This window comes from Brevibacillus sp. AG162 (assembly GCF_006715575.1).
GTDB lineage: Bacteria > Bacillota > Bacilli > Brevibacillales > Brevibacillaceae > Brevibacillus > Brevibacillus brevis.
In genome coordinates, this window is sequence record NZ_VFNO01000004.1 from 191293 (window position 1) to 203438 (window position 12146).

General features: G+C 44.6%; 11 protein-coding genes and 1 pseudogene. 11 read left to right on the forward strand and 1 reads right to left on the reverse strand.

Going from position 1 to position 12146, the window contains the following annotated elements; translation table 11 throughout:
- The first annotated feature begins 120 nt into the window (after positions 1-120).
- The 9 genes and pseudogenes from FB479_RS14740 (at position 121) to FB479_RS14780 (ending at position 10057) form a co-directional block, all read left to right on the forward strand.
- The gene (locus FB479_RS14740) at positions 121-1581 is read left to right on the forward strand and encodes an ethanolamine ammonia-lyase reactivating factor EutA (protein WP_142065804.1); all 1461 of its coding nucleotides are present in this window, start codon (positions 121-123) and stop codon (positions 1579-1581) included.
- Positions 1582-1601: 20 nt separating this feature from the next.
- Positions 1602-2963: an ethanolamine ammonia-lyase subunit EutB gene (locus FB479_RS14745; protein ID WP_106654904.1), complete on the forward strand. Its 1362-nt coding sequence runs from the start codon at positions 1602-1604 to the stop codon at positions 2961-2963.
- 20 nt (positions 2964-2983) lie between these two features.
- Entirely contained in the window at positions 2984-3925 is a 942-nt protein-coding gene (gene eutC / locus FB479_RS14750; protein ID WP_142065805.1) for an ethanolamine ammonia-lyase subunit EutC, read from the forward strand.
- Positions 3926-3945: 20 nt separating this feature from the next.
- Positions 3946-4887, forward strand: a complete 942-nt coding sequence (gene mdh, locus FB479_RS14755) for a malate dehydrogenase (RefSeq protein ID WP_142065806.1) — start codon at positions 3946-3948, stop codon at positions 4885-4887.
- Positions 4888-5315: 428 nt separating this feature from the next.
- Entirely contained in the window at positions 5316-6701 is a 1386-nt protein-coding gene (locus tag FB479_RS14760) for a helix-turn-helix domain-containing protein (protein ID WP_142065807.1), read from the forward strand.
- Between the two features lie 351 nt (positions 6702-7052).
- The gene (locus FB479_RS14765; protein ID WP_007720084.1) at positions 7053-7343 is read left to right on the forward strand and encodes an aspartyl-phosphate phosphatase Spo0E family protein; all 291 of its coding nucleotides are present in this window, start codon (positions 7053-7055) and stop codon (positions 7341-7343) included.
- A 171-nt stretch (positions 7344-7514) separates the two neighbouring features.
- The gene (locus tag FB479_RS14770) at positions 7515-8876 is read left to right on the forward strand and encodes a helix-turn-helix domain-containing protein (RefSeq protein WP_142065808.1); all 1362 of its coding nucleotides are present in this window, start codon (positions 7515-7517) and stop codon (positions 8874-8876) included.
- Positions 8877-9177: 301 nt separating this feature from the next.
- Positions 9178-9660 (forward strand): annotated as a pseudogene (locus FB479_RS14775) (ISL3 family transposase); the annotation flags it as partial.
- 97 nt (positions 9661-9757) lie between these two features.
- Entirely contained in the window at positions 9758-10057 is a 300-nt protein-coding gene (locus FB479_RS14780; RefSeq protein WP_069849760.1) for a hypothetical protein, read from the forward strand.
- Positions 10058-10134: 77 nt separating this feature from the next.
- On the opposite strand, the gene FB479_RS14785 is transcribed toward FB479_RS14780, so the two are convergent.
- Positions 10135-10635: a hypothetical protein gene (locus FB479_RS14785; protein ID WP_142065809.1), complete on the reverse strand. Its 501-nt coding sequence runs from the start codon at positions 10633-10635 to the stop codon at positions 10135-10137.
- A 210-nt stretch (positions 10636-10845) separates the two neighbouring features.
- Here FB479_RS14785 and FB479_RS14790 point away from each other — a divergent pair, with 210 nt between their 5' ends.
- Positions 10846-11088, forward strand: a complete 243-nt coding sequence (locus FB479_RS14790; protein WP_370511690.1) for a matrixin family metalloprotease — start codon at positions 10846-10848, stop codon at positions 11086-11088.
- A gap of 11 nt (positions 11089-11099) precedes the next feature.
- The gene (locus FB479_RS14795; protein WP_106654896.1) at positions 11100-11759 is read left to right on the forward strand and encodes a hypothetical protein; all 660 of its coding nucleotides are present in this window, start codon (positions 11100-11102) and stop codon (positions 11757-11759) included.
- Positions 11760-12146: the final 387 nt, after the last annotated feature.

Below are 12146 nucleotides of genomic sequence, written 5' to 3' on the forward strand. Positions count from 1 at the left end.
CAGTGACAAGTAGATACGAAGAGAGCAAAGGCGCTTGAATCAGACCGGGAGCAAGGAACCGGCTGTTCAAGCGTTTTTTCGTAAGCCCGTCTGGCACGCCAATGGTTCAAGGAGGTTCATATGGACGAACAATGGATCCAAAGCGTCGGAATCGATGTCGGAACAAGCACGACCAAAATGATCGTCAGCCGATTGCGATTGGGTCGCATGTCCAGCACGTTTTCGCTGCCGCGTTATCAGATCGTGGAGCGACAATTGCTGTATGCGAGTGAAGTACATTCCACACCGCTCATCGGATTTGATGAAATCGACGCTGACGGAATCGGAGCGATTCTTGCAGCCGAGTACGACAAGGCACAGATCAGCTTGTCTCAAATCAAGTCCGGGGCGGTCATCATTACCGGAGAAACAGCCAGCAAAAAGAACGCACAGCATATCGTTCATCTGCTGGCTGAACGCTCCGGGGATTTCGTGGTAGCGACAGCAGGTGCTGACCTCGAAGGCCTGCTGGCGGGCAAGGGCGCTGGCGCAGAAAAACGCTCACAAGCCATGCAGGGTGTAATCGTCAATGTCGATATTGGCGGAGGAACAGCGAATGCCGCCTACTTCCAACGTGGCCGAGCGATTGCAACGGTTACGTTCCACGTCGGAGGAAGGCTGATCCGTCTCAGTCCGCAAGGTGTCGTTCAATACGTGTCGCCGAACATTCAACAATGGCTGACGGCAAAAGGACTGCGTATTCAAGTCGGACAGGAAATCGGATTCGCGCAGCTCACAGAGGTTGCCGAACAGCTGGGACGCAGTATGCTCGATTATTTGACGGGCAAAGAGCGCCAAGTATCAGGCTTGCTCGTAGTGGGGCCGCATTTGCGCGATGCCATCCCTGTTGACGAATTGACTGTCTCAGGCGGTGTGGGTCTGCTTATGAGCGGACCTCCCGTCAAAAATATTTCGGATGCGAGCCGATATGGCGATTTTGGACCACTGCTCGGATATGTACTCCAGCAGGAGCGCGAAAAAGGGACGTATCCGGTACAGTGGCTAGACCCGGATCAAACGGTACGGGCAACGGTAATTGGCGCGGGGATGCAGAGCACGGAGATTAGTGGTTCAACCGTGCATATCAAGCCGGAGCTGTTGCCGATCAAAAATATTCCGATTCTCAAGCTGGAGCTTGCCGAAGAACAATTGGCAGATGCCACACGACTGCGACAGGAAGTGGCTTCGATCTACCAACTGGGTGAGCGCCTGTTTGAAAAAACGACAGGGATTCCTTTCGCACTCGCGATCTCCGGCATCGGGTACTGCTCGTACGCTCTGCTGCAGACGCTGTCCCAGGAGCTGTCGGAGCAATACCGGGCAACTTTCCCTGAGAGTCAAACGATGGTCGTCATCTGTGAAACAGATATGGCAAAAGCGCTTGGGCAGGCCTTGGCGCTGCGTTGCAAAGGGGCACCGGAAATCATTTGCATCGATCAGGTGCGTGTGGAATACGGCGATTACATCGATCTCGGTGAGCCGATCTCGGGAACGATCATTCCCGTCGTCGTCAAAACACTCGCGTTTGATGAGAGGCCGTAACGTAAGAAGGGGTGGACGTGATGAACACGAAAACGACTGTGCTTGGACAGACCTATCAATTTCGCGATTTGAAAGAAGTTTTCGCGAAGGCTAATGAAGATAAATCAGGCGACCAGCTGGCTGGTCTCGCCGCTGCTGATTCCCGGGAACGTGTAGCTGCCAAGCAAGTTTTGGCTGATCTGACGCTGGCGGACATCCGCAACAATCCGATGGTTCCGGCAGAAGAAGACGAAGTATCCCGTGTGATCGAAGAAGGCATCAACGAAAAAATTTACAACGAAATCAAAAACTGGAGTGTAGCAGAACTCCGCGAGTACATTTTGAGCCATCAAGCAGGCGATAATGAACTCAAGCGCATCAGCCGCGGCTTGTCCAGTGAAATGATCGCAGCAACCGCCAAGCTCATGAGCAACCTCGACTTGATTACGGCTGCGTCCAAGATCAAAGTTGTGACGCATGCCAACACGGCAATCGGTCAGAGAGGCGTATTGGCTTCTCGTGTACAGCCGAACCATCCATCCGATAACGTACAAGGCATCAAGGCATCCCTGTATGAAGGATTGAGCTACGGTATTGGCGATGCGGTAATCGGGATTAACCCGGTTATCGATACAGCGGACAGCGTGAAAGATATTTTGAACATGACCAAAGACGTGATGACCAAGTTCGATATCCCGACCCAAAACTGCGTATTGGCTCACGTATCTACTCAAATGCGTGCCATCCGTAATGGGGCACCAGCAGACTTGATCTTCCAAAGTTTGGCGGGTAGTGAAAAAGGAAACAAGGCATTTGGTATAGATGTAGCGCTGTTGGATGAAGCAGACGAGCTGATGCGCAAAGAGGGTACTTCCTATGGACCGAACTTCTGGTATTTCGAGACAGGTCAAGGCTCTGAGCTGTCTTCCGAGGCGCATCACGGCATGGACCAGGTAACGATGGAAGCGCGCTGCTACGGACTTGCTCGCAAGTACAATCCGTTTATCGTGAACACAGTAGTTGGCTTCATTGGACCTGAGTATTTGTACGACAGCCGTCAAGTTATCCGCGCGGGTCTGGAAGACCATTACATGGGTAAAATGCACGGTTTGCCGATGGGCTGTGACGTATGCTACACGAACCACATGAAGGTCGATCAAAACGACATGGACAATCTCGGTATCTTGCTCTCGTCGGCAGGCGTTAACTTCGTCATCGGGGTAGCTATGGCAGACGATGTCATGCTCAACTATCAATCGACGAGCTTCCATGATATTGCCGCATTCCGTGAAGTAATGGGACTGCGCCCTGCTCCTGATTTTGAAAAATGGCTGGAGAAAATGGGCATCATGGAAAACGGTAGGCTGACTGCAAAAGCAGGCGATCCGACAATCTTCATGTAAGATCAGGAGGTGAAAGACGGATGGAACAACAATTAGATTTCTTGGTAGATAAAGTAGTAGCAGAGCTGCAAAAGAAGCTGGGTGAGGTTAGCGAACAAGCTCCGTCACCAAAAGCAGAGACAGGCTTGATCCAACTGAGATCGGAACCAAAGGCAGAGCCGGTAGCGAATGCGACGACGGCTCCGACGCAAGCTCCAGTGGTGAATGAGCAACTTGCTCCATCGAAAGAACCAGAGAGAACATCCCATGTACCGAATCCGAAGTACAAGGAAGGCTTGGATGAACTGCTGTCCAGCACGCCAGCGCGCATCGGAGTTTGGCGTGCAGGTGTGAGACCTTTGACCAAGACGATGCTCGAATTGCGTCGCGACCATGCTGCGGCTGTAGATGCTGTATATGGTGAAGTCAGTCAAGCGGTGCTCGATCAGTTTTCCTTGTTCACAGTGGAAACACAGTATGACAACACGGAAAACTATTTGAAGCGCCCGGACATGGGACGTATCCTCACCGAGGAAGGCGTGCGCTTGCTGCAAGAGCGCGGCCAAAAGAAACCGCAGGTACAAATCGTCGTTTCAGACGGCTTGAGTGCCGCTGCGGTGGATGCGAACCTGAAAGACGTGCTTCCATCCCTGATGGACTCTCTGAAAAGCTACGGACTGACCTGCGGCACTCCGTTTTTTATCAAGGGCGGACGCGTAGCCAGCATGGATCACGTCGGCGAGATTTTGGAGCCAGAAGTATTGGTGCTCCTGATCGGAGAGCGTCCAGGATTGGTTACGGCGCATTCCATGAGTGCGTACATGTGCTACCGTCCACGCAAAGGTATGGTAGAATCAGAGCGTACAGTGATCTCGAATATTCATCGTCAAGGTACTTCTCCGGTTGAGGCGGGGGCCCACATTGGGACAATCCTCTCCAAAATGCTGGAGCAAAAAGCAAGTGGTGTAAAACTAGTCTTGTAACATGACGAGGAGGATTCAGCATGACATTTCGCAGAAAAAAAGTAGCCGTAATCGGTAGTGGTTTTACTGGAGCGACAACTGCGTTCATCATGGCGCAAAAAGAGCTGGCTGACATCGTTTTGGTCGATATCCCTCAATTGGAAAACCCAACGAAGGGGAAAGCACTCGACATGATGGAAGCTTCCCCCGTTCTCGGCTTCGATGCTAGCATCACAGGTACTTCTGACTACAAAGACATCGAAGGCTCCGATATCGTCATCATCACAGCAGGTATTGCTCGCAAGCCAGGTATGTCCCGCGACGACTTGGTAGCAACGAACGCAGCCATCATGCGCTCTGTTGCTGAGCAAGTGAAAACATACGCACCAAACTCCATCGTACTCATCCTGTCCAACCCGGTAGATGCGATGACCTATACATTCTACAAAACATCCGGCTTCCCGAAACACCGCGTAATCGGTCAATCCGGCGTACTGGATACAGCTCGCTTCCGTACGTTCGTAGCGATGGAACTGAATGTATCTGTAAAAGACGTAACAGGCTTCGTATTGGGCGGTCACGGTGACGACATGGTGCCACTCTTGCGTTATTCCTACGCTGGCGGCATCCCACTGGAAAAATTGATCCCACAAGATCGTCTGGACGCCATCGTAGAGCGTACACGCAAAGGCGGCGGCGAAATCGTAGCTCTCTTGGGCAACGGTTCCGCTTACTATGCACCTGCAGCAGCTCTGGTAGAAATGGCAGAAGCGATCTTGAAAGATCAGAAGCGCATCCTGCCATCCATCGCTTTGCTCCAAGGCGAGTATGGCTACAACGATATCTACCTGGGCGTACCAACTCTCTTGGGCGGAAATGGTATCGAGCAAGTCATCGAGCTGGATCTGACTCCTGCTGAGAAAGCAGCCTTGGATAAATCGGCAGATTCCGTTCGGGCGGTTATGAAAGTAGCTATGCAATAAGCACAGTATGAAAATGAAAGCTTCGCCAGATGTATTGGCGGAGCTTTTTTTACAATGTGGATAGAGTAGCCGTAGTGGAGGGAAGAAGCGGATTTCCAGTCTACGCTTCGGCCTACGCCCTGCTGAGGGCGGGTTCTGTTCGCTCCGAAATAAATAGCGGGAGCGCTTCAAAAGTAGAGTTTCGAGGATGTTTTTTCAGAGGTTGAAGCTGAAAACCCCCGCTATTTATTTCGGAGCTGGGGAGGGCTCCAGAGGCGCTAGGACTGGAAATCCGCTTCTTCCTACGAGGCTGTATTCGCAAGACATTGGAGGAATTGTGCGAAAAGTGACGAACTAGTTTACTGAAATGTTAAAAAATATAAAACTAAAACTTCCAATAAAACTAATTTTATTGTAAAATAAAGGAAAAAATTAGGGGATGATTCTTTATGGGGGGGCTGCAAGGGACGATGCACTGGTCGCTGCGGTCAGAGATTGAAAGACACCGTAGAGAGTGCGGCTATACCTTGAGTAAATTAGGTGAATTAACGGGAATCAACCATGGGAGTTTAAGCGAGATTTTGAACGGAAATCCACCGCGGGCTATGACCATTGGTCAATTAGATGCGCTAGCGGCGGTGTTTGGTCGCGAGCCAGGTTGGTTGTACGAATTGTATACGGAAGAATGTATATCAGAGGGGAGAATATCGCGCCCTCGGTTGATACCTTATTTAGTTAGATGCGCGGAGGTTGGGCGGAAAGATTGCATAGAAGAGGTTGTTCCTAAATTGTTGGACAACCCGAAAAATATTTCGACCCTCTTTTTAGTGGCGGAACAGCTATATGAAAGTGGGAAACAAAAAGAGTCCGTCCCTTTTTATCAGGCTGTCGTTGATAGCGAGAAGGATGGACATTCTGACCAATTCGTAATGAGTCAGTATCGATTGTTTCGGGCTGCACTCGGGACTAATTCAGAAGAAAATGGGGAGGCAGTTATTCGGTTTTCCCCCTATCGAAACAGGCTTCCTGAACACTATCAACTGGATGCTTTATTTCAATTAGCGCGGGTTTCTTATGCTTTGCAGAAATGGAAGAAGTCTGAACAGTACGCTGATGAATTACGGTATCTTGCGGAAACGATTTACATATATGAGTTGGACAGATTGAAAAGAGAAAAAAAGAGTGAGCTGCCTGAGACAGAACGTCACTTGGTCTATTATTATGCAATAGGACATTTATTCAAAGGCGCAGCATTGGAAATGCAAGGGCTGTATGTACAAGCGAAACCATATGTACATGCTTACGCTGATTTAGGATGGTTTGAATTGCTGGATGAAGTCGGGCACCAAGAGGTTGAAAGATTTAGGGTTTGGGCAAAGGCTAACATATACACATTAGAGGTACTAGCTGGCAATACAAGCATCATTGAGGAGTATGCAGACTATCTTGAAAGTCTTCCTACGAATGAAATACTTGCTGGTTTAATTTCTATTATGAAGTCAGCTAATACGTACCAATTTTGTGTGGATGAGATATTAGAACGCTTTTCTTCGCACATTGCCAGTTTTGGTCAATTTAAAGAAGCTATTGGATTGGACAGGCAGCTTCGGTTTCGGTACCAGATAGCCATTTATGAATTGGGCAAAGGGCGTATAGGGAAAGGAATTGAAGAAACGTTAACTTGTCTTTCTCTGGCAGATTCCGTGAGTCGGTATGAGGATGTTCTTAAATGCGTCTCATTATTCGAAGAGTATAGACAGTATGCGTCTGCATCACAAGTCGAGCAATATCAATCCATTGTAACGGGCAGAAAGAGGGCAAATCTCCCAAAATAATTTGATGGAAATCCGCAAACTCTCATTATATGCTAAATTTTGGTGGGGATATACAAATTAAGGGAGGTTTAACTTATGAAAAGAATTATTTTATCAGTGGTTATGGTTTTAACTATATTTACTGGATCTCCATCCATAGAAAAGCCCAATAACATCAGTATAATTATGTATGAGCATGGAACAGATTCCTAGAGAATTGAGATTCAAGGAATAGTTAGTTAAATAGATCGTAACCGAAAAAACATCCCTCCGATGGGATGTTTTTTTTCTATTCAATTTTTCTTAGTCGGTGAATTTCTGCACATCCCTGTATAGTAATTATATGTAATAAATTGTAAAAGAGAGGGGGCGTTGGATATTACTGCTATCGCGAATATTTTAGATAGGGATGTTTCTTTCCATCCTGGAAACTCCCCCAAAAGAGGCGCAGCATCAGCCCCTAAAAGTAAGTGTACGATCCGGGGCATGGTAAAGGAAATCGGTTGCCATTTAGAGTTGGATAATAGAATCGAACAGCTACGACGGGAAATGATGGAGTTGGCGGGAAAGTACGGTCTCTCACATGATAAAGTTTTGGCTGTGAGCCAACAATTGGATAAATATATTGTCATTGCACAAAACAGATTGAAAACGGAAAAGTAAGTCCTTCTTCACACCTCAAGGCCTCCAAAACCCTCCATTAACCTATTATCTATCTAGGTAATTGCCGACTCTTGACATATTTGAATCATAGTTTCGAACTGGATTACGAATTGATAAGAAGACTAAGTGGTATATTTTTAAAAATAGTAAAATGGAGGACGGGTCCAAGAGATGATTCTTTATGGGGGGCTGCAAGGGACAATGCATCGGTCGCTGCGGTCAGAAATTGAAAAATGCCGGAGAAAGCACGGTTATACATTAAGCAAGCTAAGTGAATTAACAGGCATTAACCCTGGTAGCTTGAGTGAGATTCTTAATGGAAATCCGCCGCGGGCTATGACCATAGGGCAATTAGATGCGTTCACCAAGGTATTTGGACGCGAGCAGGGTTGGTTATATGAATTATACCCGGAAGAATGCTTGTCAGAGCAGAGAATTTCGCGCCCACGATTAATACCGTATTTGGTTCGATGCGTGGAGGTTGGGCGAAGGGATTGCATAGAGACTGCTGTTTCTCTATTGTTGGAGAATCCGAAAAACATCTCGATTCTGTTTGCCCTTGCAGAGCAACTATATGAGAAAGGGCAACTGAAAGAGTCGGTGCCCTTTTATGAATATGTGATTGAGAATGAAAAAGATAGCTTTTCTGACCACTTTGTGATGAGTCAGTATCGGTTATTTCGTGCTGTACTTGGGACAAATGCAGAAGAAAATTGGGAGAATGTGATTCGGTTTTCTCCGTATCGCAATCGGCTTCCTGAAAACTACCAACTCGATGCTTTATTCCAATTAGCACGGGTTTGTTATGCTTTGCAAAAGTGGAACAAATCAGGGGAGTACGGTGACGAGTTACGGCTTCTGGCAGAAACTGTTTGCATACATGAATTGGAGAGGTTAAAAAGAAACAAAAAAGGGGAACCCCTGAAAACAGAGCGCCCTCTTGTCTATTATTACGGAATGGGACATTTATATAAAGGCGCAGCACTGGAAATGCAAGGACTGTATGAAGAGGCGAAGCAGTATGTGCAAGTTTACGCTGATTTAGGATGGTTTGAATTACTTGATGAAAACGGACGTAAAGATGTAGAAAGATTCAAAGTATGGGCAAAGGCGAACTCCTACACATTGGAGGTGTTGTCTGGCAATACAAGCATCATTGAAGAGTATGCAGATTATCTCGACATTCTCCCCACCATTGAAGTTCTTGCTGGTTTAAATGCCATTATGAAATCCGCTAACACCTACCATTTTTGCGTGGATGGGATTTTAGAGCGCTTTGCCTCCCGAATTGCTAGTTTCGATCAATTTACAGAAGCAATCGGATTGGATCGACATCTTCGGTTTCGATATCAGATGGCTATTTATGAGTTTGGTAAGGGAAGAATAGAGAGAGGAATTGAAGAAACGATATATTGCCTTTCTCTAGCCGATTTGATGAATCGACACGACGAGACCCTTACATACATAGCCCTGTTTGGATGGTTAGGAAATTTGAATAAGCGAATAGGTAGCCAAAACGAATTAGGTGGCTAGCATCCTGTTAGGTCATAGTAAATATAGCCTAGATTGATGAAACATCCTCTGTCAGGATGTTTTTTTATTCCATTTTTTGCAGTCGGTAAAAACCCGCATAACAACTTATGGTTAATTATGTAATAAATCTCAAAATAAGGGGTGGCGAATATTGATGTTCCATGAAGCAATAGAAATCTAAGAACAGCTCTAAAAAGAGGAGCCACAGGAGCCACTAAAACCAAGTGCGTAATCCGGTGGTAAAGTAAGGAGGGTGAGACTTATAGCAGCAATTGCATTTAAAAAGGGCGTTCCACCCCTTGTCATTCAGCTCTTCTCCAAATCGCTAGAAGCTGCTTGTAAACGTACCCATTCGCGGGGAACCCATCGCCGGGGGAGGCATGAACAACGTCTGCTCCATACCTCTCCTGATAAACTGAAAGCTGAGGAACAGGACGAATTAAAAGTCTGGTTAGCCCAAGATCCCCATCCAGAACGCCTTTACAACGCCCTTCAGCACATGAGAACGGTGTATGCAGCTCATACAGAAGAATCAGGGAAAGAAGCACTCCAACAATGGATTGCTGAGCATCTCACTTCCCCCACCGCTGCCATTCGGTCGATTGCAAAAACGGTTGTCCAATGGCGCGAGTCGATTCAGAATTATTTTTCGTTTCGGGTCACGAATGCTCCGATTGAAGGGACACACAACAAAGTGAAAGTCATTAAGAGACGAGCCTATGGCTATCGCAACATTGAGCGATTCAAGATTCGAATTCGGCTGGAGTGTAAACCAGCCATGTAAAATAGTGAAAAACTACGTTAGAGGAAGATCAAGCACGTTTAACGGTGAAGAGCTATAAAAATACTTTGTCTCTACTATTAACAAGGAGGTTTTAATTATGGGAGTAGATGATTGCACTTTGTATGGGATTCACAAAATGAAGATTGTCTCGCGGGCTATCATTAAGAACAAAAACACGGGCAAAACAATCAATTCACATTGGAGTTATTACAGATGTAAATGTGGAAACTTGTTTGCTTGCAGTGGAGCTCCGCAACTCGGTGAACCGGTTATGGATTATTTAACTAACCACTACATGGATGGTGTGGGAATGAGTGGTATTATTACAATCTTTGTTGATCCAAGTGATATTGAATCAACTACCGACGACACGATTCCAGGTCATAGTTTCATGTAAATTTATGAACAAAATAGAGAAGTGCTACAGTGAAATGTAGTACTTCTCTTTATATTCTCCGAAGAATTAATATTGAATTAATTTTTAAACTGTTTTGTTCTAATATCGTCCCAATAATAATCAATTTTAAAAGTTTCATTTTCAGGTATTAAAGTTACCCTACCTGATTGTTGCTTAACATCGCTTTTTGAAGAGTCTTGTAAAAATATTGTATAACTAATATTTAGTGATCCGGTGGTTTCATCTCTCTTGAAGTCTGTAATTTTTACATCTTCTACCTTCAAAAATATATCGTTATAAGCTAAATAAGCAGCTGTAAAACCAATATTTAATTTGATCAGACTTTCAGGCTCTTCCTTTTTAGTTAAATAGGGCTTTGCTTTTTCTTGGATCACTGGTATATATGCAGTAAAATCTCCAGGGGTTTTTACATATTCTTCTTTTTTGACTTCGTAAAGAATTTTAGTATATTCAACCAAATGCTTCTTAGTTTGTTCTTTTAACTCATCTTCTGAAATTGCAGATGAACATGCGGTCAAGCTGAACAATAGCAAAATAGCTGAAAGTATCATTCTCAAATGAAAAACCCTCCTTTTAGAACGAATTCCTTATATTGGAATTATATCACATTTGTAAAAGTGTTGAAATCTACCACACTATCTCAAAGGACAAAAATTGCATCATCTGCACATTTAGGTTTCGCGCAAGTTAAAAGTGCTTAGTTTCTTAGCATAGGGAAAACTAACAAATCTAAAACAGTAACGCCTTCTTGGGGTAATAAATCAGGAATAAAAAAGGAGGCAGATATTATGATTAATGTCTCTCATAATATATCTTCTACATCTCTTTCAAAATCAAGCTTTGACTTGAAATCTATTATGGCACATGAAATGGGGCATGTTGTGGGACTAGATGAAGAAACTAAGCTAAAATATGGTGACTCTGTTATGTACGAATCATTATCAACTAGTGAAATTAGATACAATCTTAGTAAAGACGACGAAAATGGCTACCATGCCATTTCCTGGTAGGAGGGATAAGAATGACTAATAAAAAAGCAATTGCTATCGGGCTATTAGCTTTCAGCTTTTCATTAGGGTTCGGATTGAATATATATTCACAAAGTTTAGTCAGTGGAAACGTAACTGAAATCAACAGACATGGACTTGTCCCTAGATATAGTATCGAAGAGTTAGCCGCCGGAAGTCAGTTGATTATTAAAGGTACTATCGTTGATATTGATAAGGATAAATGGAATACTGAAGATGGTGGACAACCGGAAGAAATTGGGGTTTCTGATTCGATCTACAGAGATGTTTCTGTAGAAATAGACGAAGTTCTCAAAGGAAACCAGGAAAAAGGTGATATAGTCGTCGTTCGGATGTATGGTGGTGAGATAAATAATACAGTAATCAGAGCTGACTATGAGGCTTCGTTTACAGAAGATGAAGAAGTTGTTCTTTTCTTAATTGTAGACGACTCCCTGAAAAATAAAGATGGCTCAACCGATCATTATATAACCTTAGGTAATTACCAAGGAAAGTATGAGGTTAGTGATTCGAAATCTAAAGTGTTTATTCAAGGAAAAGCAGATAAAAAAGTTTCATCCTTGGAAAATTTACTCGAAAAAATTGAGGATCACAAAAACGATCCGTTGCCACCTCAATTAGCAGAAAGTGACGAACCAGATTTGGAAAAATAAAAGGGCACTTGTAAGATTCTGAACCAATAGCCCAATCAAAAAGTGCACCCTTTGTCTTGCACGCCATAATTTAATATGGCCAGTTTCTTCTGAAAAAAGGAGAAATATTAGATTCCGGTTATCAAAAATGAAGTTGTAGACTGTTTGTGTCTACAACTTCATTTTAAGACGAGATCCCTACATACATAGCCCTGTTTGGATGGTTAGGGAATTTGAATAAGCGAATAGCTAACGAAAACGAGTTAGGCGGCTAGCATCCTGTTAGGTCAGTGTGAATATATCGTAGATTGATGAAACATCCTCTGTCAGGATGTTTTTTTATTCCATTTTTTGCAGTTGGTAAAAACCCGCATAACAAATTATGGTTAATTATGTAATAAATCTCAA